The sequence below is a fragment of the Pseudobutyrivibrio ruminis DSM 9787 genome, assembly GCF_900218035.1.
GTDB classification, from domain to species: Bacteria; Bacillota; Clostridia; order Lachnospirales; family Lachnospiraceae; genus Pseudobutyrivibrio; species Pseudobutyrivibrio ruminis.
This window is the reverse complement of sequence record NZ_OBMR01000013.1, coordinates 69,728-93,727: the sequence shown is the minus strand read 5'-3', so window position 1 is coordinate 93,727 and position 24,000 is coordinate 69,728. Positions and strand designations below refer to the sequence as shown.

General features: G+C 39.1%; 20 protein-coding genes. All 20 read right to left on the bottom strand.

Going from position 1 to position 24,000, the window contains the following annotated elements:
• Positions 1–202 precede the first annotated feature (202 nt).
• The 20 genes from CRN97_RS12785 to CRN97_RS12690 all read right to left on the bottom strand — a co-directional run bounded on the left by CRN97_RS12785 (position 203) and on the right by CRN97_RS12690 (position 23,965).
• Positions 203–2,359 carry a Tex family protein gene (locus CRN97_RS12785; RefSeq protein ID WP_074791568.1) on the bottom strand — a complete coding sequence of 719 codons (2,157 nt, stop codon included), beginning with the start codon at positions 2,357–2,359 and terminating at the stop codon, positions 203–205.
• An 18-nt stretch (positions 2,360–2,377) separates the two neighbouring features.
• Complete coding sequence (locus CRN97_RS12780; protein WP_097077126.1) at positions 2,378–3,442, bottom strand: acyltransferase family protein; 1,065 nt, start codon at positions 3,440–3,442, stop codon at positions 2,378–2,380.
• 102 nt (positions 3,443–3,544) lie between these two features.
• Positions 3,545–3,910, bottom strand: a complete 366-nt coding sequence (locus CRN97_RS12775; RefSeq protein ID WP_097077125.1) for a DUF1667 domain-containing protein — start codon at positions 3,908–3,910, stop codon at positions 3,545–3,547.
• 13 nt (positions 3,911–3,923) lie between these two features.
• Positions 3,924–5,189, bottom strand: a complete 1,266-nt coding sequence (locus CRN97_RS12770) for an NAD(P)/FAD-dependent oxidoreductase (RefSeq protein ID WP_090482690.1) — start codon at positions 5,187–5,189, stop codon at positions 3,924–3,926.
• Positions 5,189–6,640 (bottom strand): NAD(P)/FAD-dependent oxidoreductase, encoded by a 1,452-nt coding sequence (locus CRN97_RS12765; protein WP_097077124.1) that lies wholly within the window; start codon positions 6,638–6,640, stop codon positions 5,189–5,191. Before CRN97_RS12765 ends, CRN97_RS12770 begins: the two co-directional genes overlap by 1 nt.
• Positions 6,641–6,766: 126 nt before the next feature.
• Positions 6,767–8,266 carry a glycerol kinase GlpK gene (gene glpK / locus CRN97_RS12760; RefSeq protein ID WP_074791578.1) on the bottom strand — a complete coding sequence of 500 codons (1,500 nt, stop codon included), beginning with the start codon at positions 8,264–8,266 and terminating at the stop codon, positions 6,767–6,769.
• A gap of 50 nt (positions 8,267–8,316) precedes the next feature.
• Complete coding sequence (locus CRN97_RS12755; protein ID WP_044938573.1) at positions 8,317–8,895, bottom strand: glycerol-3-phosphate responsive antiterminator; 579 nt, start codon at positions 8,893–8,895, stop codon at positions 8,317–8,319.
• A gap of 210 nt (positions 8,896–9,105) precedes the next feature.
• Positions 9,106–10,293 carry an ROK family transcriptional regulator gene (locus tag CRN97_RS12750; protein ID WP_179670755.1) on the bottom strand — a complete coding sequence of 396 codons (1,188 nt, stop codon included), beginning with the start codon at positions 10,291–10,293 and terminating at the stop codon, positions 9,106–9,108.
• Positions 10,294–10,316: 23 nt separating this feature from the next.
• Positions 10,317–11,657, bottom strand: coding sequence for a fucose isomerase (locus tag CRN97_RS12745; protein ID WP_097077122.1), 1,341 nt, complete (start codon positions 11,655–11,657; stop codon positions 10,317–10,319).
• Positions 11,657–12,325, bottom strand: coding sequence for a DUF4867 family protein (locus tag CRN97_RS12740; protein ID WP_097077121.1), 669 nt, complete (start codon positions 12,323–12,325; stop codon positions 11,657–11,659). Before CRN97_RS12740 ends, CRN97_RS12745 begins: the two co-directional genes overlap by 1 nt.
• Positions 12,326–12,341: 16 nt before the next feature.
• Positions 12,342–13,199, bottom strand: a complete 858-nt coding sequence (locus tag CRN97_RS12735) for an NAD(P)-dependent oxidoreductase (RefSeq protein WP_097077120.1) — start codon at positions 13,197–13,199, stop codon at positions 12,342–12,344.
• 167 nt (positions 13,200–13,366) lie between these two features.
• Positions 13,367–14,053 (bottom strand): transaldolase family protein, encoded by a 687-nt coding sequence (locus CRN97_RS12730; protein WP_097077119.1) that lies wholly within the window; start codon positions 14,051–14,053, stop codon positions 13,367–13,369.
• 69 nt (positions 14,054–14,122) lie between these two features.
• Positions 14,123–15,532: an SLC13 family permease gene (locus tag CRN97_RS12725; protein WP_097077118.1), complete on the bottom strand. Its 1,410-nt coding sequence runs from the start codon at positions 15,530–15,532 to the stop codon at positions 14,123–14,125.
• 28 nt (positions 15,533–15,560) lie between these two features.
• Positions 15,561–17,030 carry an MFS transporter gene (locus tag CRN97_RS12720; protein ID WP_097077117.1) on the bottom strand — a complete coding sequence of 490 codons (1,470 nt, stop codon included), beginning with the start codon at positions 17,028–17,030 and terminating at the stop codon, positions 15,561–15,563.
• A gap of 19 nt (positions 17,031–17,049) precedes the next feature.
• On the bottom strand, positions 17,050–19,065 hold the full coding sequence (locus tag CRN97_RS12715; RefSeq protein ID WP_097077116.1) for an alpha-glucosidase: 2,016 nt from the start codon (positions 19,063–19,065) through the stop codon (positions 17,050–17,052).
• A 107-nt stretch (positions 19,066–19,172) separates the two neighbouring features.
• The gene (gene thrH, locus CRN97_RS12710; RefSeq protein ID WP_044938597.1) at positions 19,173–19,775 is read right to left on the bottom strand and encodes a bifunctional phosphoserine phosphatase/homoserine phosphotransferase ThrH; all 603 of its coding nucleotides are present in this window, start codon (positions 19,773–19,775) and stop codon (positions 19,173–19,175) included.
• A 17-nt stretch (positions 19,776–19,792) separates the two neighbouring features.
• The gene (locus CRN97_RS12705; protein ID WP_097077115.1) at positions 19,793–20,989 is read right to left on the bottom strand and encodes a homoserine dehydrogenase; all 1,197 of its coding nucleotides are present in this window, start codon (positions 20,987–20,989) and stop codon (positions 19,793–19,795) included.
• A 4-nt stretch (positions 20,990–20,993) separates the two neighbouring features.
• Positions 20,994–21,437, bottom strand: a complete 444-nt coding sequence (locus CRN97_RS12700) for an ACT domain-containing protein (RefSeq protein ID WP_097077114.1) — start codon at positions 21,435–21,437, stop codon at positions 20,994–20,996.
• Between the two features lie 83 nt (positions 21,438–21,520).
• Positions 21,521–22,658 (bottom strand): peptide chain release factor 2 gene (prfB, locus tag CRN97_RS12695; RefSeq protein WP_097077113.1). Its coding sequence is split into 2 segments (ribosomal slippage): positions 21,521–22,582 and positions 22,584–22,658, totalling 1,137 coding nucleotides; the frame shifts between segments, so codons are not numbered across the junction.
• A 38-nt stretch (positions 22,659–22,696) separates the two neighbouring features.
• Positions 22,697–23,965, bottom strand: coding sequence for a S41 family peptidase (locus tag CRN97_RS12690; RefSeq protein WP_097077112.1), 1,269 nt, complete (start codon positions 23,963–23,965; stop codon positions 22,697–22,699).
• Positions 23,966–24,000 lie beyond the last annotated feature (35 nt).

Below are 24,000 nucleotides of genomic sequence, written 5' to 3'. Positions count from 1 at the left end.
GCAAGCCGAAACCCCTAACGACTCGCTCTAACCCATTTCTCCTAAAAAGCAAACTGACTGTTACTTTCTCTAACTAAAGTAGAGTATAGGAGTATTAGTTATAATTGTCAATATAATATAGCTTCTATTGATACATTTTGTACAATTACTACAATTTAACATAATCATTTATGTATATGATTACCCATTGCAAAATAATATGTTACTTATCTTTCTTTCCAAGCTTCATTGTAAGACTGATTCTGCCCTTCTTTTCATCCACTGAAAGGACTTCAACATCAACAATATCGCCTACAGATACAACCTCCAAAGGATGCTTGATATATCTGTCTGTCATCTGGGAAATATGAACAAGGCCATCCTGATGAACTCCTATATCAATAAATGCACCAAAATCAATTACGTTTCGAACTGTACCCTTAAGCTGCATTCCTGGCTTTAGGTCTTTCATCTCCAGGACATCACTCTTGAGGATTGGTTTTGGCATATCTTCTCGAGGATCACGTCCTGGCTTTTCAAGCTCCTTGATGATATCCTCCAAAGTCATCTCTCCAATGCCAAGTTCTGTGGATAACTCTTTGATATTATTAATGCTCTTGTGAATATCTTTAAGAGTGCCTGCTGCAATATCCTTTGTATCGAAACCAAGCTTTTCAAGAAGAGCCTTTGCTGCATCATAGCTTTCTGGATGAACTGCTGTAGCATCAAGAGGATTCTTTCCTCCAATAATACGCATGAAACCTGCGCACTGCTCAAATGCTTTTGGTCCAAGCTTTGGAACCTTTTTAAGCTCTGCTCTGGAATTGAATCTACCATTTTCTTCACGATATACAACAATGTTCTTTGCAAGTGTTTTGTTGATACCTGATACATACTCCAGCAATGATGCTGACGCAGTATTTAAATCTACACCAACTGCGTTAACGCAAGTCTCTACAACGCCTGCAAGTGTCTCATCAAGCTTCTTCTGGTTCATATCATGCTGATACTGACCTACACCTACTGATTTAGGGTCGATTTTTACAAGCTCTGCCAATGGATCCTGAAGACGACGAGCCATAGATGTTGCAGAACGCTGTCCAACATCAAAGTTAGGGAACTCCTCTGTTGCAAGCTTACTTGCAGAATAAACTGATGCACCAGCTTCATTTACAATGATGTACTCAACCTTTTCTGGAATCTCTTTAAGCATATCTACTATTATTTGCTCCGATTCGCGGCTAGCAGTACCATTTCCAAGAGAAATAAGTGAAACATTGTATTTTTTGATAAGTGCTTTTATTACTTTCTTTGTCTCTTCTACTTTGTTCTGAGGGGCTGTTGGATATACAACTGTTGTATCCAAAACCTTTCCTGTTGCATCGACTACAGCAATTTTACAACCAGTTCTAAACGCAGGGTCCCAACCAAGAACATTGCGACCTGCAATTGGAGGCTGCATAAGAAGCTGTGTAAGGTTCTTGCCGAATACCTTGATAGCTCCATCTTCTGCAACTTCTGTAAGGTTATTTCTGATTTCATTTTCAATAGAAGGTGCAATAAGTCTTGTGTATGCATCTTCTATAGTTGCTTTCAAAGCTTCATTTGTATTTACGTTATCTTTGCTGATTACCTTCTTTGAAAGGTAATTAATTATATCTTCTACAGGAGCCTCGATAGAGACCTTGAGAATCTTTTCTTTTTCACCACGGTTTAAAGCAAGAATACGGTGACCTGGAAGCTTTGCAATTGCTTCATCATAATCATAATAGTTTTCGTATACCGATTCTGCTTCAGCATCCTTCGCCTTAGAGATAATTCGACCGTTTTTGAAAGTCTTCTCTCTAATCCATGTACGATAATCCGCATCATCTGAAATGCTTTCTGCAATAATGTCACAAGCTCCAGCTATTGCATCTTCTACAGTCTCAACACCCTTTTCCTCATTGAGGAAAGCCTTAGCTTCTTCCTCAAGAGATTTGTTTGTCATCTGAAGAATGATGATATTAGCAAGTGGCTCTAATCCTTTTTCTTTTGCGATAGTAGCTCTTGTACGGCGCTTTGGTCTGTATGGTCTATACAAATCATCAACAGCAACCTGTGTTGTTGCTTCAAGAATAGCTTTCTTTAACTCTTCTGTAAGAAGTCCCTGCTCTTCAATCGATGCTAAACAAGTGGCTTTCTTTTCTTCCAAATTACGTAAATACGTTAATCTTTCTGAAAGTGTACGAAGCTGTTCGTCATTAAGACCTCCTGTAGCTTCCTTACGATATCGAGAAATAAAAGGGACTGTATTTCCTTCGTCCAATAATTTAATTGCTGCATCTACCTGAGCTGGTCTAACCTGAAGCTCTGATGCTATCTGTTTAGTAATATCCATGTTGTAACTCCTGTTTTATTATTTTGCCTTCTTTGGAAATAGAAAAGCGTTTACCTTTGCTGAAAGTTTTATTACAAGCTCTGCTCCGCCCCAACTTAAAAGAAGCATCATAATAAAGGCAACAAACAAATCCTTGCTTGTATATCCTTGAACATCTCTTGTTGAGAAGAACAGTCCAATCAATGCATGATGTACCAAAATAACACACCAGCTAATTTTTGAAATATAAGCAACTGCTGCATACATTCTACCATCTTCTTTGAGAGTGACATCGCGAAGACCAATGATCATGGCAATTGACCATATCGCAAATGCGATTTCTCCTGCTTCAGCTGAAAGCATGAATAACGCAGACTCAGGCGCAAATCCCTGAACTAAATAATGTCCCCAAATGAGAACCGTTATGACAAGGCAAACCCACTTAGTCCATGTAGGGATTTGCTTGTTTCCTATTGTTTCATGCATAAGCATTCCAATGTAGAAATAAACCAAAACAAAAAGAGGGTTCATCAATACATTTATTTGGAATGGATTATAAACAAAAAGCATTACATTGCTAATAATCAAAAGAACTGCAAGGGTGATGAATTTTGCTTTTTTGAGAAGCCAAGCTAGCAGTGGATACACAGCATAACATATAACTATACAAGACATAAACCACTCACCAATAAGGTAGAAGTTGGCCTCAACCTGGAACATCATTCCATCAATACCTAATATTGTATAAATGAATTTCCATGGCTGTACAAATGAAGCTGTGATTCCATTATTCACAAAGAAATACAGGCATGTCATCAGTGTGTATGCTACATAAAAAGGAATGTATAATCCCTTAAAGCGTTTAAGATAATACTGTTTAAGAGAAATGGTATCCTCCTTGTTGTACATAAGGGCATAGCCCGAAATTATAAACAAGAAAAGACTGGCTGGTCTGGCCATTACATTAAAGAAATAGTTAATGCCAGGCATTAAAGAATCAGTACCATTTCCTCTATAGATATAGTCCACAGTAAAGTGATAGCAGAATATAAAAATTACTCCAATGACTCTAAGAATATCAAGTCCTATGATTCGCTTTTTCATAAAACACTCCTAACTTAAATTATCTAGTTTAGTATATGCAATGTGGATATAAAAAAGCAAGTGGATAAACCACTTGCTTTCTCTTTATAAGCATGAGCCGGATTATACTGCCTCAACATTTCTAGTTGCCACAACATCCACGCCTGTGCCACATACATTTTTAACTACTACATCGCCAATGTGAACGGGCGCCTTCATAACGGCTGCATCAATTTCCTTCATTACATCGTCGATTTTATCCTTTGGAATATTACTAGCTGTTTTAACTGAAACTCTTGGCTTATCCCCACCAAGAATAACAGCTGTAGATGTAACTGTTCTCTCAGGATGTGTCACTTCATTTCTTGCATATTTATCACCGATGCCGCAAGTGTTGCCTGTCACTGAGACAACCTGACCTTCATTCAATTCTACTGTAATCTGGCATCCCATTGGGCAGCCAATACATGTTAACTCTCTCTTTTCCATTTTCTGCCCCTCCTTACTCTGCTTCTATCTTAACTGTAATTTTCTTTAAACCTGGCTTTTCTTCTAGCTTAGATTTAAGCAAGATAACCTGTTCCATCTCTCCAGGAGCCATAATACGTTTTTTATTATGCATCACTCGCTCATCATCAAAATATACGCTTACATATGAATCCTTATATACCGCGCCCACTCTGAATCTTACAGTAAGCTTATCATCCATTCTTCCAAGGTCGATTGTTGAAGGAACAGTATAGCGAGCACCTTCTGTAGCCACGATTTCAATTTCTTCTCCACCGTTATCAGCAAGCTCACCCTTGATAAATTTAGCTGCATTCTGTCCTGCTCTATCAGCTTCTTCCGAAACATAATCAACAAGATCATGAACGTGAAGCACATTACCGCAAGCAAATACACCTGGTATGTTAGTCTCAAGTGACTCATTTACGATAGGTCCACTTGTAATTGGACTCATCTCCACTCCAGCATTTCTTGAAAGTTCATTCTCTGGAATAAGACCGCATGAAAGAAGAAGGGTATCACATGTATATCTTTCTTCTGTACCAGGAATTGGCTTTCCATGATTATCTACCTGTGCAATTGTAACCGCTTCAAGATGTTCTTTGCCTTCAATATCTACTACTGTATGGCTAAGCTTAAGAGGAATACCAAAGTCATCAAGACACTGAACGATATTTCTCTTTAATCCGCCTGAGTAAGGCATAAGCTCTGCAACCACTTTAACCTTTGCACCTTCAAGTGTCATACGGCGAGCCATGATAAGTCCGATATCACCAGAGCCCAAAATAACTACCTCACGTCCTGGCATATAGCCTTCAATATTTACAAGACGCTGAGCTGTACCTGCAGAGAATATTCCAGCTGGTCTGTAACCAGGAATATTTAAAGCTCCTCTAGGACGCTCACGGCATCCCATTGCAAGAATAACTGCACCAGCTTTAATCTGATACATTCCATCCTCTCTGCTCATAGCTGTAACTACTCTATCTTCAGAGATATCCATTACCATAGTGTTCAGCTTATATTCGATTTTTGCATCAAGTACCTTTTCGATGAATCTATATGCATACTCTGGGCCTGTAAGCTCCTCTTTAAATGTGTGGAGTCCAAAACCATTGTGGATACACTGATTTAAAATACCTCCTAATTCCTTATCTCTTTCAAGAATAAGAATTTTATCTACACCTGCGTTTCTAGCAGCTACTGCTGCTGCAAGTCCTGCTGGGCCTCCGCCAACGATAACAATATCATAATTAAGCATTACTGATTGCCTCCCTTCTGGTTCTTTGTACGATGTGTAACAATCTTTGATTGTCCACCACTCTTTGTAATCTCCTCATAAGGAAGACCTAACTCTCTATGGATAATTTCCATAACCTTTGGTGAGCAGAAGCCTGCCTGGCATCTTCCCATTCCTGCTCTTGTTCTACGCTTTACACCATCGAGTGTGCGAGCACCAAGAGGTCTGTGAATTGCATCTAAAATCTCGCCCTCTGAAATAGATTCGCAACGGCAAATGATATTTCCGTATGCTGGATTTTTCTTTATTAATTCATTTCTTTCTTCAAGTGAAAGATTCTCAGGATTTAAAATATCCTTGCGAGTTCCAATCCAATTTTCTTTCTCAGTAAGATTCATTGCCTCTTTAAGAAGATTTGCTACCATCTCTCCAATTGCTGGACTAGCTGAAAGACCAGGAGACTCAATTCCTGCACAATCAACAAATCCCTTAGCATCTTCTACTTCTCCAATGATAAATTCATGGCCGTCTTCATGAGCTCTAAGGCCTGCGAAGGAAGTAATAACTTTTCTCATTGGAAGATTCTTTACATGGTCGTTGGCCTTTGCAATAAGGTCTCCGATTCCTTCTCCTGTTGTATTTACTCCTTCTTTATTTTCAATATCAATTGCTGTTGGTCCAACTAACAAATTGCCATGTACTGTTGGTGTAACAAGAACGCCCTTACCAAGCGCTGTTGGCTGAGGGAAAATTGTATGTGTTACATGAGTTCCTGCTTCTTTATCAAGCAAGCAGTAATCACCTCTTCTTGGTGTGATATGTATTTTATTTGCACTAACCATGTTGTGGAACTTATCAGCATATACGCCAGCTGCATTTACAACATACTTTGCAATGTACTCGCCATTGTTTGTACGAAGATGCCACATGCCATCTTCACCTTTTTTGATATCTTCAACTTCAGTGTTAAATCTGAATTCTACGCCATTAACATTTGCATTTTCTGCCATAGCAATATTGAGCTTAAATGGGCAAACGATTCCACCTGTTGGAGCATATAAAGCGCCTTCAACGTTGTCTGAAAGATTTGGTTCCATTTCAAGTGCTTCTTCTCTGCTTAAAATTCTAAGACCCTTTACACCATTTTTTACACCTCTATCGTAAAGGTCTTGAAGTCCTGGTAATGCCTCCTTGTGAATGCAAACTACCATAGAACCATTTCTCTTAAATGGAACATCCAAATCCTTGCAGATTTCGTCCATCATCTCATTGCCTCGAACATTTAACTTGGCCATCAATGATCCCTCTGCTGCATCAAATCCAGCATGAACAATAGCTGAATTTGCTTTTGTTGTCCCCTCACAAACATCACTGCATTTGTCCAAGACACATACATTTGCATTGTATCTTGATAACTCTCTTGCAATAGAGCTTCCTGAAACGCCAGCTCCTATGATTACTACATCATACATATTATCTACTCCTTCTTTCTAATCCTTCACTTAGATTTGTCATATAAAAAAGAGTTGGCAAAGAGACGCATCGTAAATGCGTTTCTATACCAACTCCAATCTCACGGTATCATATTATTTAATTAATCAGTCTTTAGCCCAACCTCTTGTAGCTGCAACTGCCTTTGCCCATCCCTTAAGAGCTTCCTTACGCTTTTCGTCTGTCATCTCTGGCTTGAACTCGCGACAGATGCCCCAGTTCTTGATGACATCTTCTTTGCTGTCCCAATAGCCAACAGCAAGACCAGCTAAGTAAGCAGCACCCATAGCTGTTGTTTCAACACAGCAAGGACGAACTACGTTTGTATTTATTATATCAGACTGGAACTGCATCAGGAAGTTGTTGTTTGATGCACCACCGTCAACCTTTAATGAGTTGAGGTGCTTTCCTGAATCAAGCTCCATAGCGTGTAAAACATCGTATGTTTGATATGCAAGTGATTCAAGTGTAGCTCTGATGATATGGTATTTGTTAACACCACGTGTAAGGCCTGTGATTGCACCTCTTGCATATGGATCCCAATATGGAGCGCCAAGACCTGTGAAGGCTGGAACTACATAACATCCGTTAGTATCATTTACTCTTGTTGCAAAGTATTCTGAATCAGGTGATGAATCTACAACCTTAAGCTCATCACGAAGCCACTGAATAGCAGCGCCTGCAACATATACTGAACCCTCAAGAGCATAAGTGATTTTGCCGTCAAGACCCCAGGCAATTGTAGTAAGCAAATCATTCTTTGAGAAGATTGGCTTATCACCTGTGTTCATTAACATAAAGCAACCTGTGCCGTATGTGTTTTTGGCATCTCCCTCATTGAAGCATGTCTGTCCAAACAATGCAGCCTGCTGGTCGCCTGCAGCACCGGCAATTCGGATTGGACCACCAAAGAATTCTGGATCAGTCTCTCCGTAAATGCAGCTTGAAGGCTTTACCTCTGGAAGCATGCTCATTGGAATATCAAGTATCTGGCAAAGCTCCTCATCCCACTCAAGAGTGTTGATGTTGAACAAAAGTGTTCTGGATGCATTCGAATAATCCGTAACATGAACCTTGCCTTTGGTAAGCTTGTATATCAACCAGGAATCTACTGTTCCAAAGCAAAGCTCTCCTCTTTCAGCTCTTTCACGTGCTCCATCTACATTATCAAGAATCCATCTTAATTTAGTTCCTGAGAAATATGGATCAAACTTTAATCCTGTTTTTGACTGGAACTTTTCAACGATTCCTGGAATTTTGCCTTTCATTTGCTCTGCAAAATCCGATGTTCTACGGCACTGCCAAACTATTGCATGATATATTGGCTGGCCTGTAGCTCTATCCCAAACAATAACTGTTTCTCTTTGATTTGTAATACCGATTGCAGCAATATCATCTGCTGTTGCACCGATGCTTCTGACTGCTTCACGAGCTACTGAAAGCTGTGTCTGCCAGATTTCATTTGCATCATGCTCTACCCAACCAGGCTGTGGAAAGAACTGTGTGAATTCTTTATTGACCGCTGCACACATCTCTCCTTTTTCATTAAACAGAATACATCTGTTGCTTGTTGTTCCGGCATCTAATGCCATTACATATTTACCCATTATTACTCCACTACTCCTTCTATCATTTGGTAGAAATACCTGGTACTGCGCTATAGCTCCCAGACTGCTTCATTTGTAGAAGATACTGCAAGCACCCCATTATTAAGCGCATTCATAACATCTTCTCTATCTGAAATAAGTCCTCCAGCAATAACTGGAACCTTGCTAATACTGTTTATCTTTTTGATAATCTTTGGCTGAACTATTCCAGGGAGAATCTCGATTACATCTGGCTGAGCTATTCCGTGGCGGTCCTGCTTTTCGATATTAACAAGAGCCATACTATCTATCACAAAATACCTAAGCACTGTGTACATTCCAAGCTGATTTGCTCGCTCTATCAAGCTTCCTTTAGTGGTAATTATTCCATCTGCTTTGACGGTATTTTTGATGTAGTCCACTGCAACATCCTTACCACTTCCAAGGCCTGCTATTAAATCCATGTGCACCATAGCCACCTTGCCGGCTGACTTAATTTTCTCAACGATGTCAGAGATGTTGCAAATATCCCCATACAGAATGAAGATTATTTCGCACTCTGTCTTTAAGGCTTTTTCAAGGCCTTTATCGTCTTTGACTGCTGCAATAACTGGATTGTTCTCTAGCTTTTCGATAAACTCTCTGTTCATAGTTTATTCTCCTAATCGTACTGTCTTTATTTAGACATAAAAAAAGAATATGCCTAAATAGACAAGGAGAAAATCCTTATCACAGCCACATTCTCTTCTCTCACGGGCACATATTATCTTGTAAGTTAATAATACACTTAGATTTGGGAAATATCAATATATTTTTGCTGAATTCCCAAGCCTAAGTGTAAATAATTGACAAATTTGTAATTAGAAAAATAATTCTTCCAAAACTAAAGCTAATCCTTCTGTATGATTGATTCCTTCTGATAATTCTGATTTTACGAAGAAATCATCGGTTATTCTATCATCAAACTGCTTGTAGGCTTCGATGAAGCTTTCATAAATGCCCGGTATATCGAACATATAACCAATGAGAACCACTCTGTTTGGATCGATAAGACTTATGGCGTTTCTAACATTATGTGCAAGACGATTCACCTTTTCTTTTATTATTGCTTTTAATGAGGCATCATCTATACTAATCCACTCCTGGATATTCTTACTACCAACTATATTGCCTGCTTCAACCCATTTTTTAAGGCTAGGCATTTTGTCAATTGATGCTAATACATCATCAACTATGGCATTTGTAGATACATATGCCTCCAAGCAGCCTTTTCTTCCACAGTTGCACATCCTGTTTTCACCAGATGTCATATGTCCTATTTCTGCCGCCATATCATTAGCACCTCTATAAATATGTTGTCCTGATACTATGGCTGCTCCAACACCTGGCCCCCACTTCAGTAGCAGCATTTCACTTTCTGATTTACCTCTACCAAAATAGATTTCACTTTGTGCATAAGCCTTAAGGTTGTTTTCAACAATAACTTTTAAACCAAGCTCACCAGAAATGATATCAGCAATTCGAACCTCTCTAGTCCAAATATTGTAAGTATTAAGAGAGATTCCCCTAGCTCGATCCACTTTACCAGGAACAGTGACTGACGCTCCTAATATAGTCCCCATCTCGATGTCATTTTTCTTGAGAATTCGTTTGCATTTTGATGTGATTTTTTGAAGAAAATCCTCAGGCTCCATATCTTTATCTGTGAATAAAGAATAATGGCATTTAACCGTTCCACCCAGGTTTGTGACAGAAATAAAAGTTTCGTCTGATTCTATGGCTATGCACAGAACATTTTTATATGCATGGTTAATATCCACAAGAATTTTCTTGCGGCCTGCACGCTTTTCCTCTTCTGCTTCTCCCAGTTCAACAATAACGCCTTCTTCCAAAAGCTCAGTGGTTATCAAAGTAACAGAGGCGGCTGTTAAACCAACCGCCTCAGATATGTCTTTTCTTGACATTGCTCCATTGTTATTGAGTAATCGGAGAATTGAAGATCGGTTACTAATTTTTACGTTTCCTAAATTGATTCCCTGATATTTCATGCCCATTATTTTACACCATTTGCTCAGAAGCGCACAACTTCTATATCGAGCATATTTCCCAGTTTTTCCAACTCATCCGCTATGTTTTTATAGATTACAACATAGTGTGGCTCCCAGCCATGCTTAATAGTTTCCTTTACTATCTTTTCAGCAGACTCATTTGTCTTTACTACAATAGACGCACCATTAAATTGCTTTGGCTTATCCATAACTTCTCCGTCTGCAATAAAGAAGCGGAACTTACCCTCGGCCGTACGACCTACTCTGAAAATTGTTGCTTCATCAGAAGACTTACATCCAAAGTCCATAACAGGACCAATTTTTCTATTTGGATGAACGCCTACAGTTGCACCTGTATCGCATCTTGCCAAATTACAAGCTGCCATTCCACAATGCCAGAATGTTATTGAGCTTTCCTCTTCATCCATGGATACTGGATCTCCAAAGAATGTGGATTCTCCAGTAAATGCAGTTCCAATAAACATTGAAAGAGCGCCATATACATCAGCCTCACAGCTCGCAGGGATGTTGATTGCATTGAGCAAAGACAGCACCATACATACCGGCGTACCAAATTCTGTAAAGAAATCTGGCCAGCATCTGCTGGATATTGCACCAATGTGATTATCTTCTACGTATGTTTTGTATGCTTTATAAAGACGTGCAAAGTCTTTGATATTCTGCTCAGGCATATTTGAAAGACCAACTACCTGACGTTTAGCATCTTCAAGATATTCCTTGCATTCTTCGTCTGTGTATTTCATTGCTTTGTTAATAAGTTCTCTTGCCTCAATTGCCTCAAGAGTAACCCCGAACCTGCTCATAAGCTCAGCATCAAGAGCTCTACCAAATCCAAACCCCTGAGGAGTATGTCCTATAGCTGACATCTTTAGATTTGTAAGCTCCACTTTTACTTTTGCTGCAGCAATTGTTGCTGCCAAGGCTTTCTTAACCTTTTCCTCTGAAGGTGCGCCAAATACATGCTCAAACTTTCCTTCACCCCTAAATGCACAAATAGCATTTGCTGCAGAGTATGCTCCCGTAAGCGAATTGCTTCTCAAACGTGTTCCATCAATCACAGGCTCACGGAGAGTCCAAAGAAGAATTGGACAATCAAAGCGTCTAAGTATTTCACTTGCATATGCTGCATTGGCAAAAGTTATATTCTGCAATATTACAAGATTTGGATTTTTGTCTTTGATAAACTCAGCAACAGCATCAACTGTTAGAAGAATATCATCTGGAACAACGATATCCTCATCAATTGTCTTTAGCAGTTCAATTGAATTATTAAACTGCTCATGTGCTGTCATCATTTCATATGTGCCGACACCAATTGGTACGTAAATAGCTTGAAATTTCATCAGTACTTTAACTCCTTGTTTTCTCCTATTAGTCCTGGAAATGCTCCCTGTTTAATAAGCGGTTCACGCTCTGGATGAGCGATTACCCATTTATTCTTCTGAAGAAGCAGTTTGTTTTCTCCCTCACGATTTGCAGGTTTTGATTCTAGAGGTGTATTTGTCCCCTGGGGTAAAATAACTATTCCCTTGAAGCCTTCATCGTAAACTCTGCAAGGTGATAGATGCAGTGTAGTTTGAAACATTTCTATTGCTGTGCCTTTTGGTACGAAAAAGACTTTTGCATCTTCTACTTTGTAAGTACCATCTTTAGCAATCAGCCATGTATGACCAAGTACTAACATAAAATCTGTAACAGCCACATTTATCTCGCTTCCTTTGTGATATTCAAAGCCATTATATGTGGTGTTTCTTCCATTGCAATAACCTACCTGAATTGTCATCCCCCCAAAGATTTCATCTCTTACCGCATTTACGATATTAGCTCTTTCCATTTCAGGTACTGATGCAACATATATATTTCCATTCTCCGGAATATCTGTATCCTTTTCCATATACGCAATTAGTTCATTGAAATCATAACCTGTTACAACATTTCCATAGGTTTTGAACTCATCATCAAATACAGAAAGGATTTTTACATCATTCACTTCATTTAGATGTGATAACATAATTCCCCCAATTTATTTACTGTTCTCTTACAACCTTAATTGTTGCTCGGAAATCTTCCTTACCCATACCCTTTTCAAGAGCTGTTTGATATACTCGACGTGCATTCTCTTCGCCTGGCATATTTACCTTGCACTCTTTTGCAAGATTACAGCAAATGTTTACATCTTTTGCCATGTTTTCAATGGAGAATGCTGTTGTATAATCCTCTGCATCAAGCTTAGATGCCTGTCCATCCAAGTAGAAGTTTTGACCGCCACCATATGAAATAGCCTGAGCAAAAGTAGGAATTGAAATCCCGTTTGCCTTTGCAAGAGTGATAGTCTCGTTTACACCGTTCTGAATCTGAGAAACAAGGGCATTGTGGCAAATCTTCATTACTAGGCCTTTACCGTTATCACCCATTCTGATTACGTTTTCGCCCATGTATTTAAGTATTGGAAGAGCTTTTTCATAATCTTCTTCACTACCACCTACATAGATTCCAAGTGTGCCAGCAATAGCTGCAGGTTTACTCTTTACAACTGGAGCGTCAATAAAGTGTGCTCCTGTCTTTTTTACCATTTCAGAAATCTCTACTGAAACGCTAGGATCAATTGTACTCATATCTATGCAGAACTTGCTGCTATCAAGGTCCTCTAAGATTCCTTCGTATACTGCACGTGAGTGTTCACTCTTTGGAACCATAGAAATAATAACGTCGCATGCTTTTGCAAGTTCATTGGAATTAACGCATGGCTTTGCCCCCTTTGACGCAAGCAAGTCAACTTTTTCTTTTACAAAATCAAATGCATAAACCTCATCGTCATGCTTCTTTACAATATTCTCACACATCGACTCGCCCATAATACCGAGTCCTATAAAACCAATCTTCATATCCTCTCCATTCCGTCCTTCCACCTAGACTACGACTGCTGTTACGCTCTCAAGCATGACGATTTCTCCGCTCGGCGACATGCCTCGCTAAAGAAATGTCATAGCTTGATAGCTACAGCAGAATATACTTTTTTTTAGAAGGACTTGTTTGTATTAATACGTTTTAATTAGTTACCTGCTGTAGAATCCCAAGCATCGCAGAATGTACCAAGGCCCTGGGTTGTATATGCATGCTTCATGCAATCCTGATATACTGCAAGGCCTGTGGTTACGATGTCAGCTCCTGCAACTGCGCAATCTGCAATCTGCTTTGGTGTACGGATAGCTGCACAAATGATTTCTGTTTTACCGTAGTAACCATAGTTCTTGTAAATATCTACGATGTCTTTGATATACTGCTTGCAATCTTCACCGTTTGCTTCCTTCCATCCGATGAATGGTGAAACAAAAAGTGAACCATTCTTTGCAGGAAGTATTGCCTGTGCTGGTGAAAATACAAGAGTTACATTTGTGCGAATTCCCTCTTTTTCAAGAATGCGAGCTGCTGCAATACCAGCTTCTATTGCTGGAATTTTGATTACAAAGTTTGGACTAATCCCTGCAACTTCGCGAGCCATCTTGAGCATCTCTTCTGTATCTGTAAGATGTGGATTAATTTCTACTGATACCGGGAATTTATCACCCCCTTCTAATCCCTCTTCTTTAATCCAATTAGCAATATCTGTGATTGCTGTCATAAATGGTTTACCACTTAACATAATATGGCGTGGATTTGTTGTTACTCCATCAATGCCAAATGTGTTGTACGCATACTTTATTTCATCGAGTTTCGCACTGTCTAAGAAAAATTTCATTTTAATTACCTCCCAAATTGTATTTAATTAACGCTTTTAATTAATTATTATAATAACTCTTTCTCTCTATTAATCAAGGATTATCACAGAAATAAATCCAACTATTATCGCAGTCATCATTCTCAGCACTGTAACCGGCAATCCTTTTCTCATAAGCTTTGCTGGATCTAGTCCGTAAGATACTGATATTGCCCTCACTGATACTGGAAGAAGTGACTCATAATTCATAGCCATTGCTGTTGCAAAAACATAAGGCAATGGGTTGAGTCCCAGCTTGCTAATTACTCCTATAACTATTGGTAATGTAACAGCAGCGGATACCGTACTGTTTGTCATCTCAGAAACCACACATGCAAAGATTGCAAATATAGCGATAGTTTCGAATCCTCCTGCAAGATGCAAGGACGCAATTAGATTTGCAATTGTATCGTTTGCTCCAGAACCTGTAAGAATCTGCCCTAAAGCAAGACCTCCTGCAAATAGAAGAAGCATGCCCCACATAACTTCTTGCTGCGCTCTATCCCAAGTGAGAAGCATCTCCTTCTTTTCCGCTGATACTATTACAAAGTTTAAAAATCCAAGTATTAAAAATAGGTATGCTGGCACAAGTCCTGGAAGAATATCTGCATATAACGGTCTGATAAATGAACCAAGCATTGCCGCTATAAAGAGAATTAGACTTACTTTCTCATCCTTTTTCATTGGCCCCAATTGGGCGTAGCACTCTTCAAAATACTCCTTCGTTCCTGAAAGAGAATCTGTCTTAAGTGGTTGCAACAGCATTGCCACTAACACAACCGACGTTGCAATGACTGTGTATGGAAGCATATTTATTAGCCAATCTACATACATAAACTCTTGACCAGTGTATTCTTCTATAAAAGAAATAGCCGTGATGTTCATGGCGCCGCCCAATGGCGTGCCTGCGCCACCTACCTGAGAGCCCCATGCTATCGCACATAAAATCGGAGTAGCCACTTCGCAATTTTTTATATCCTTGTATCCAGCTGCTGCAAGCATAGACACCGCTATTGGTGTAAATATTGCTACTACAACAACATTTGGCATCATATTAGAAAGCACTACAGCTGCAAGTAGCCACACTGTAATCTGTGATTTCATAGATGGACCTATTAATGTCAGTGCCTTTAACGATATTCTTTTATCCAAACCAATCTGAGACCAAGGTGCCGTTAAAAGGCAGGAGCCAAATATCAGAATGATACTGCTTGACGCATACTGACTAATAACATCTTCCATTGGTACAATATTGAATATTGCATTTATAACCCCAGGCAGCAAAGCTGTAACTGTGATATCCACAGGTCGTGAAACCCACCAATATATCATCCAAAGTGCTGTTCCCAAACCTTTAGCTGCCGTGTAATTCATAAAGCCACTTTTCCCTAAGCCTAATGAAACCAATAGAAATAGAATTGGTCCCACGCAAAGTGAAAACAGCCTTTTTCTTGTATTCATTATTTCCCCCAAATCTGCTGTATCTGTATTACAGTTTTACAGCATTTTCCTTCTTCCAAAGCTCATTATATTTAAAGCCTGTCACCTTCTCGCAGACTTTTATTTCTTCATCTGTAGCCTTGCTGCTATCTTCACCTTTTCTTCTTGCGATTTCTTTTTTCACAATATCAAACTCCCTTTTGTTCATTGGGAATATGATTGCAAATATGATAGTAAGAACCATAAGAATAATAGGTGCCCACACGTATAGCTGGGTAATGCCTGCCTGTGTTGATGCAGCTTGGCGAAGCTTTTCCGAAGCTAATGTCTCGTCGTATCCTATCATCATAAGCAACAAACCAATGATTGTTGAGCTAAGACCAGTTGCTATTTTTCTGATGAATGTAGCCATTCCAGAAACGATTCCTGGTCTGCTGATAGATGTGATTAATTCATCTACATCTGCCATATCAGATAGAATTGCATAAATGCTAACCGATGATGCTGCCATACCAAGACCAATGATGAATGATAGAACCAAAATGATTGTAAATGGTGCCCCCTCATATGAGAAGAAGAGCAATGCTATCGTTGCCAATATTCTGACTGGAAATCCTACCAAAATTGGGAATTTCTTTGATGTACGTGGCATTACAATTGAAAAAATTATAGTACCAGAAAACTGTGCAAGCAAAAGCACTCCCATCATGATAGTAAAACGACCACCCGAGTATGCGTTCAAAACATCATCAACGTAATATACAGCAAGTCCTGTGACGAAGTCCGCTGCTCCTTGACCTGCTAAGAATATGCAGATAAACAGTTTAAATGAAAAGCTTTTATATACTGTAAAAGACTGAACAAGGCTCTTCTTTAGCGGCACATTTACAGGTTCTTTCTCTCTTTCCCATGTTCCTAAAAATGTAAGCAAGATAACCACAAAGAATATGATTGAAAAAATCAAGGCAACTAAAAAATACTGAGAAGCATTGGTGTTATCCTTAATGATTATTGTAGGAACCAAACCGGCAATTATGGCGCCCAAACTAGAAAAGACTGTTCTTATACCTGAAAAGCTTCCACGTTTTACATAGTCATCAACCATATCTGGTAAAAGGCCATTATATGGAACCATAACAATAGTAAAACCAGTTGAGAAAAGCATATACATCAATACATAAAATGCGTACTGGCCACCAGTGCTTTGGCCGCCGACACTTGTCCACAATAACAAAAACGTAATTGCGGAAATAATGCTTCCCAACAAGATATAGAATCTTTTGGCACCAAATCTGGAGCTGGTTCTATCAACAATGTTTCCCATAATAGGATCAGTGATAGCGTCCCATACTTTTCCAATCAACGGAATTGTTCCTGCTAGCGCAGGTGACATGCCAAGTGCTTTTGTTAGAAATACTGTAAAAAATGTACTAATAACTACAAATGCACCGCCACCATAGATGTCAGCAAAACCATAAGAGCATTTTGCTAGGAAACTATTCTCCCTGTTTTTTCCCATAGTAAAAACCTCCTAAACCTTATTTAATTATCCCCCTCAAAAAATCCAAATCCGATGATTCTTTTCTAACAAATACCGGTGGCTGTCCTATTTCAGCATCCACATATACGGTTCCTTTTTTATATTCTTCCCCTGTGAATAAGTGAACCCATGTATCATCCGGTAAAGTTACGTTCCTGCCTTTAGCCCCCGCTTTAAGAACAGGTGCAACAAGAATATCTCTTCCCAAAAGATATTCTGTTGTTTCACTATATGCCCAAGGCTCATCATAGTGATAAAAAATCGGTCTCATCACTGGTGTACCTTTTTCAGTAGTCTGACTTACTAACCCCTTTAAATAGTCAGCCAACGCTGAATGCCATTTTGTACACTTAGCCAAATGAGCCAACAGCTCTTTATCCTCATTAAACTGAACATTATTTCCTGGCTGATTGCCTTCATGAAATCTATACAGTGGAGAGAAAACATTCATTTCCTCCCATCGCATAAGCAATTCCTTGGAGCGGCGCATGTGCATGATAGTGGTGTAACCACCAACATCTGAATGAGATAGGCCAAATCCTGACATGGCTAGAGATAATGTTGCTGGTATTACTGATGGCATACCATCATCGATTGACCAATCCACATGCTGATCTCCCGTCCACATCATTGCTGAATCCTTAACCGTTCCTGTGTATCCTGCTCTAGTGAAAAAGAATACTTCATCCTGAGCCCCACACTCTTCTATCGCTTCACGATTAAGCTTTGCCCATATTGCTGGCCAGCTGTTATGGAGAAATTTTGCATCTCCGTTGAATAACACAGCATCATCTGGAAGATATTCTCCAAAATCTGCCATCCATCCGCCCATGCCGATTCCTATCATGTTTTCCTTTATTAGATTTTTGTACCATTCATAAGCCGCCGGATTTGTGAAATCAACCATCGCTGCCGGAAAAGTGGTAATAGTAACTAAATAATCTTCACCATCTTTATTTTTAACGCAGTACCCCTTTGCTTTGGCTTCCTGATATATATCTTTTTCAAGCGCTATGAACGGGTTGATGTATCCCAAGAAACGGATGCCCTTTGCTTTCCATTCTTTTATTTTTTCTGGAAGATTTGGATATTGTTCTCTGCTATATTTCCAGTTCCACATAACCTGATAACCAAATCCTGTGCATCTACATCCGCACCAATCCTGGCACCAAACTCCCACGACTTTTGCGCCAGCCTCATCTAATTCCTTAAGCTTACGATCAATATTTCCACAACCATCAAAGCCTTCTACAACTTTGTCTCCGTTCTTCACCCAGTCTTGCATAGCGATTATGCCACCGTCATATATCCAGTCTGGCAATTTGCGCTGTCTGCCAAGCAAAGCCGTAAGCTTCTCTGATAGTTCCTCAAAACTTTCAGCTTTTTCACTATAAATATGAGGAAGCTCTTGAGTATATATAGTGATAGAGCCTGGCTTTGTGAAATCAAATTCACCATAAGCATTCATATCAACATGAACGTAATACTTGTCTGATGAAATAAATGTAGGCTGAACATAATATGATTCGTATTTATCAAATCTTAGTTTTTTATTAGGACGTTTTCCTCTTATCTTTTCCTTGATAAGCTTTTTCGAAATACGATTTGCATTCTGATGCTCGGCAACCCAAATCCTTACATTTTGTCCTTTTAAATCAAACTCTGAATATGTTTCACCACAACCATAAATATGCTCCTCACTGTTGGTAGGGAATGTAAGCCAAAACCTGTTCACTTCCCCATGATTGCCTTCTAGATGAACCATGCTTAATTCCTTTTTACCGCCATCCTCTGACAAAACTAATTTGAATGTTTGATTTTTATTTGGTGTCGAAAGAATTACTTCAACGCCATTTTCAGTTTTCTGCTCTGAGACAATCTTGCATTTTTCTTTCCAGTGAATCTTCTGCTTATATTTAAAACTGCCTCTATCCATGGTGAAGTTGTTTTCGCCAAATCCAACTTCCACTGTAAGATTCTTGTAATCTACTATAGTAATTCCCCCTTTGCGCATTTGATTAACTCTCTTAATTAAATTAAACCTATTTTAGTTTAATGAGTCTTTTTTATCAACCTTTTTCCCCTTATTTATAGCTAAAAAAATACACAAAAATAGAAGCCCTATTTTTGGGCTTCTACAATTGCTTCATATAGATCATCATATTCTTCAAATGCAGGATACTGTGGGTAATCCTTTTTTATTGCATCTGTTGTTCTGAAGAGGAATCCTGCCTTTGATGCTTCAATCATAGCTAAATCATTGAAGCTATCACCACTTGCTATTGTCTCAAATCCACAAGACTGTAATGCACGAACTGTGGTAAGCTTGCTCTTTTCACAGCGCATCTTATAGCCAGTGATTTCTCCGTTATCTGCAACCACCAATTCATTACAGAAAATGGTTGGCATGCCAAGCTTTTCCATAAGCGGTCCTGCAAACTGTGAAAAGGTATCGCTGATAATGATTACCTGGCCAAAGGCTCTAAGTTTATCTAAAAATTCCTTTGCTCCAGGAAGAGGATCAATACCTGCAATAGTTTCCTGTATCTCTTTTAATCCAAGACCATGCTCTTTCAAGATACCAATTCGATAATTCATAAGCTTATCGTAATCAGGCTCATCTCTTGTAGTCTTTTCGAGCTCAGGAATTCCTGTAGCTTTCGCAAATGCAATCCAAATCTCTGGAACTAAAACACCCTCTAAATCCAAACATGTAACAAACATAATATTCTCCCAATATATTAATAGAATCTAATTGCTGATAATATTCCACCTAATGCTGCTTTTCTCTCGTTAAACTCATGCTCTGTCATTTCCTGAGTAATGAATCCTGTTTCGTCATCTAAATCAAGATTAGCATATTCTACATTTTCGAATTCATTCTCAATATTTGACTGGAGAGCTGAAGTTCTAACGAAGTATCTAAATTTCTGCTCGTTAGCATCTGCAAGCTCAAGCTTTTCAGCAGACCATCCGATTCTAACATGTTTATCTACGTTTCTTGCAAGGAAAACCATATCTCCAACTACCGCTGAAGCTGTTGGAAGAGCACCTGCTCCTGCGCCGTAGTACATTGATTCGCCAAGCATATTACCGCGTACTGAAACTGCATTCATAACACCTGCCACATGGTAAATCATCTGACTAGGCTTTACTAAAAATGGTGCTACGCGGCATGTGTAAGTATCCCCAACCTTTGTGCTACGTGCAACCAACTTTATGCTGTAGCCCATTGACTTAGCATACTTGAAATCTGTTGCTGTTATTTTGCTGATTCCTTCTGTTGGTATCTCATTGAAATCAACATTTTTACCTGAAACAAGAGAAGTGAGAATAGCAATTTTTCTGCAGCTATCATGACCTTCAACATCTGCTGTTGGATCCTTCTCTGCGTAACCAAGTGACTGAGCTTCAGCTAATATTTCATCATAATCGCTACCAAACTGTTCCATGTTTGTAAGCATGTAGTTTGTTGTGCCATTACAAATAGCTGACATCTCTTCGATAACATCACCTGTGAGGCAAGCTGTAAGTGTACGTATAATTGGTATTCCACCACCAACTGCTGCTTCAAACACAAAGTTTACGTTGTTGTTCTTGGCTATTTTCATCAACTCAGCACCCTTGTCTGCTACAAGTGCCTTGTTAGATGTAGTAACTGATTTTCCTGCCTCAAGCATAGCCTTAACAAAAGTAAATGCTGGCTCAACACCACCCATAGTTTCAACAACTACTTTTACTTCTTTGTCTTTAGCTATTTCTTTGTAATCCTTTACGAAGCATTCTTCATGTGGGTCACCAGGGAAATCTCTAAGGTCAAGAATATACTTAAGTTCTAGTGGCTCACCAAGTCTTTCTTTAATGATGTCACTATTAGTATCAAGAACTTTTGCTACACCAGAACCTATTGTTCCGTATCCCATAATTGCTACTTTCATGTTGTCACTCCCTTGCTAATATTTTTACGTAATGGACACTGTTAATGTTTTCAATTGCGCTAACTAGATCCGAAAAATCCCCTGAATCTTCAAGAACATCTACCGAGATGGTGAGAGTTGCAAATCCCCCTACAGGGATACTTTGATGAATCGTAAGAATATTTACATGGAAATGAGCCATCACATCCAATACACTAGACAAAATACCAGGCTCATCCTCTAGTTGAATGACCATATTTACCGTTTTACCCTTGGTGTCCTCATGGAATGGAAATATGTCATCCTTATACTTATAGAAGGAACTTCGGCTTATTCCTACAGACTCCGTTGCCTCTTGTACAGAATCGCATTTCTTTGTTTCAAGAAGCTTCTTAGCCGCCACAACCTTAAGTAATACCTCAGGTACAGCTTTTTCTTTTAATACAAAATAGGTAGTTTTCTCTGCCATATATCCTCCAAAAGTGTCTTTCGTACAAAAACATTTGTACTCGTTCAGAAGATAATAACATTAAAAGCTACCTATTTCAAGTCCTAATTCATATCTGTGGCTCCTCTATCTGGGCATCCCAGTGAAAGCCATTTTAAATAAGCATTCATAAATGGTGTAAGCTTGCCATCCAGCACTGCAGCAGTGTTTCCTGATTCCTCACCGGTACGCAAATCTTTTACCATTGTATAAGGCTGTAATACATAAGATCTGATTTGGTTTCCCCAGCCTATTTCAGAAACCTCACCACGAATTCCGCTGGCCTTTGCAGCATTTTCTTCCTGTTTTAACAAAAGAAGCTTTGTTTTTAACATCTGCATTGCCTTATCGCGGTTTTGATGCTGACTTCGTTCATTCTGACATGTAACAACAATTCCTGTTGGGAAGTGTGTGATACGAATGGCAGAACTTGTTTTGTTGATATGCTGTCCGCCGGCACCTGAAGAACGATATGTATCAACTCGGATATCGTCATCCTTAATCTCAACATCAACATCTTCTTCTATATCTGGCATAACATCACAGGAAGCAAAGGATGTCTGACGCTTTCCCTGTGCATTGAATGGTGAAATACGAACAAGTCTGTGGATACCCTTTTCTGATTTAAGATATCCGTATGCATTTTCGCCATTAACCTGGAATGTAACGGATTTGATACCCGCTTCATCGCCTTCCAGGTAATCTAATTCATCAACTTCAAAGCCTGCATCTGAAGCCCAGCGAGTGTACATGCGGTATAACATCTGTACCCAATCGCATGCTTCCACACCGCCGGCACCTGAATGAAGAGTAACAATAGCACTATCAGCATCATATTCTCCAGATAGTAGTGTTTTCATTCGAAGTTTCTCTAATGATTCTTCGAACTCCTCTATCAATACACCTACTGTATCAACTATTTCCTGGTCCTCTTCCTCGTTGCCAAGTTCAATATAGTCTTCTATTTCTTTATATAAGTCCTCAAGTTTATCTATGACTGAAACATCATCCTTCATGGACTTTAATTCCTTCATTTTGGCTGTAGATACCGCTGCATCTGTCCAAAAATCCGGTGCTTCCATTTCGCGCTCAAGCTCTTCTATACGAGCCTTTTTTGCTGCGACGTCAAAGTGAATCCCTCACTTCCGTCATAGAATTTTTCTGCGCTGTTAAGCGCTGCTTGAACTGATCAAGTTCTATCACGAAATCACCTCTTTTCAATAATGTCAATAGTTTAAATACTAATTAGAAGCTAATACCTCTAATGCTTTTTGTATTTGGTTATCTAAGTCTACACTATATGCATCTTCTTCACCACCTAAAAATTCATATTCGAGAACTTCATCTGGTGTGATACCTGTTCCGTGGATGCACTCTCCACTAGGTGTGTAGTATGTCTGAGTAGTAAGCTTTACAGCTGAACCATCTGTCAAAGGAATTGTTGATTGAACAATACCTTTACCAAATGTCTGTGTTCCAATAATTGTTCCATAATCAAAATCACGAATTGCGCCAGTAAATATTTCAGCTGCTGAAGCTGTATTTCCATTTACTAAAACAGTCATTGGAATAGATTTATAATTTGCAGCATCTGATGTGTAATCTTCTCTGTTTCCAGCTTTATCCATTGTATATACTACTGTGCCCTCTGGAAGAAGATAATCTAGAATATCAACTACTGAATCTAACAATCCACCACCATTGTTTCTCATATCAAAAATAACTGATGTCATTCCCTGAGCTTCAAGGTCTTCGTATGCTGCCACAAAATCATTATATGTTCCATCAGTAAACTGAGATACCTGAATGTATCCAACATTATTATCCAGCATTTGGTGCTCTACTGTAGGTGTTGAAATAGATGCACGAGTGCATGTAACAGTAATTTCTTCACCTTCACGGTTAATGACTAATTCTACATCTGTACCCTTTTCACCGCGGATATGTTGTACAAAAACATCCAAATCTTCTTCGGTTGCAATGTTTCCATCAGCTGATACAATGATATCGCCTTCTTTTAAACCAGCTTTTTCTGCAGGTGTGTCTGCATATACCTTTGTGATTGCTACTTCTCCTGTTTCGGCATTCTTCTGGAGAAGTGCACCAATACCGGCATAGTTACCTGTAAGTGTGTCCATTAAGTCATCGTATTCTTCTGCTGTATAGTATGCAGAATATGGATCATCAAGACTTTCTACGATACCAGCATAAACACCATCGATTAATGTCTGATCATCTACATCCTGATAATAGTAGTTCTTAATTATGTAGAGGATTGTCTGTAGCTTGCTTTCTGATGTGGCAGAATCCTCTGTCAATGTATCAATCACTCCCTGTGAGCTATCTGACACAGAGGTCTTACGACCAAATAAAACAACAACTGCTACTAATGTAGCAAGTAAAAATCCTACAATTAAGCCAACTGTTGTGCCAATTACTACGGGCCATTTACTAGTCTTTGGCTTTTCTTGCCACTCTGGTGAATAGTTAGATTCGTATTCTGTATTCATATAAAATGCCTTTCCTTTATATTGATAAGAGTGCC

What these genes read in the sequence shown, in the direction of transcription:
- CRN97_RS12785 (WP_074791568.1), bottom strand. Translation starts at nt 2,359, where the DNA reads ATGGATATTACTAAACAGATAGCATCAGAGCTTCAGGTTAGACCAGCT.
- CRN97_RS12780 (WP_097077126.1), bottom strand. Translation starts at nt 3,442, where the DNA reads ATGAAAAAGCGAATCATAGGACTTGATATTCTTAGAGTCATTGGAGTA.
- CRN97_RS12775 (WP_097077125.1), bottom strand. Translation starts at nt 3,910, where the DNA reads ATGGAAAAGAGAGAGTTAACATGTATTGGCTGCCCAATGGGATGCCAG.
- CRN97_RS12770 (WP_090482690.1), bottom strand. Translation starts at nt 5,189, where the DNA reads ATGCTTAATTATGATATTGTTATCGTTGGCGGAGGCCCAGCAGGACTT.
- CRN97_RS12765 (WP_097077124.1), bottom strand. Translation starts at nt 6,640, where the DNA reads ATGTATGATGTAGTAATCATAGGAGCTGGCGTTTCAGGAAGCTCTATT.
- glpK (WP_074791578.1), bottom strand. Translation starts at nt 8,266, where the DNA reads ATGGGTAAATATGTAATGGCATTAGATGCCGGAACAACAAGCAACAGA.
- CRN97_RS12755 (WP_044938573.1), bottom strand. Translation starts at nt 8,895, where the DNA reads ATGAACAGAGAGTTTATCGAAAAGCTAGAGAACAATCCAGTTATTGCA.
- CRN97_RS12750 (WP_179670755.1), bottom strand. Translation starts at nt 10,293, where the DNA reads ATGAAATATCAGGGAATCAATTTAGGAAACGTAAAAATTAGTAACCGA.
- CRN97_RS12745 (WP_097077122.1), bottom strand. Translation starts at nt 11,657, where the DNA reads ATGAAATTTCAAGCTATTTACGTACCAATTGGTGTCGGCACATATGAA.
- CRN97_RS12740 (WP_097077121.1), bottom strand. Translation starts at nt 12,325, where the DNA reads ATGTTATCACATCTAAATGAAGTGAATGATGTAAAAATCCTTTCTGTA.
- CRN97_RS12735 (WP_097077120.1), bottom strand. Translation starts at nt 13,199, where the DNA reads ATGAAGATTGGTTTTATAGGACTCGGTATTATGGGCGAGTCGATGTGT.
- CRN97_RS12730 (WP_097077119.1), bottom strand. Translation starts at nt 14,053, where the DNA reads ATGAAATTTTTCTTAGACAGTGCGAAACTCGATGAAATAAAGTATGCG.
- CRN97_RS12725 (WP_097077118.1), bottom strand. Translation starts at nt 15,532, where the DNA reads ATGAATACAAGAAAAAGGCTGTTTTCACTTTGCGTGGGACCAATTCTA.
- CRN97_RS12720 (WP_097077117.1), bottom strand. Translation starts at nt 17,030, where the DNA reads ATGGGAAAAAACAGGGAGAATAGTTTCCTAGCAAAATGCTCTTATGGT.
- CRN97_RS12715 (WP_097077116.1), bottom strand. Translation starts at nt 19,065, where the DNA reads ATGCGCAAAGGGGGAATTACTATAGTAGATTACAAGAATCTTACAGTG.
- thrH (WP_044938597.1), bottom strand. Translation starts at nt 19,775, where the DNA reads ATGTTTGTTACATGTTTGGATTTAGAGGGTGTTTTAGTTCCAGAGATT.
- CRN97_RS12705 (WP_097077115.1), bottom strand. Translation starts at nt 20,989, where the DNA reads ATGAAAGTAGCAATTATGGGATACGGAACAATAGGTTCTGGTGTAGCA.
- CRN97_RS12700 (WP_097077114.1), bottom strand. Translation starts at nt 21,437, where the DNA reads ATGGCAGAGAAAACTACCTATTTTGTATTAAAAGAAAAAGCTGTACCT.
- CRN97_RS12690 (WP_097077112.1), bottom strand. Translation starts at nt 23,965, where the DNA reads ATGAATACAGAATACGAATCTAACTATTCACCAGAGTGGCAAGAAAAG.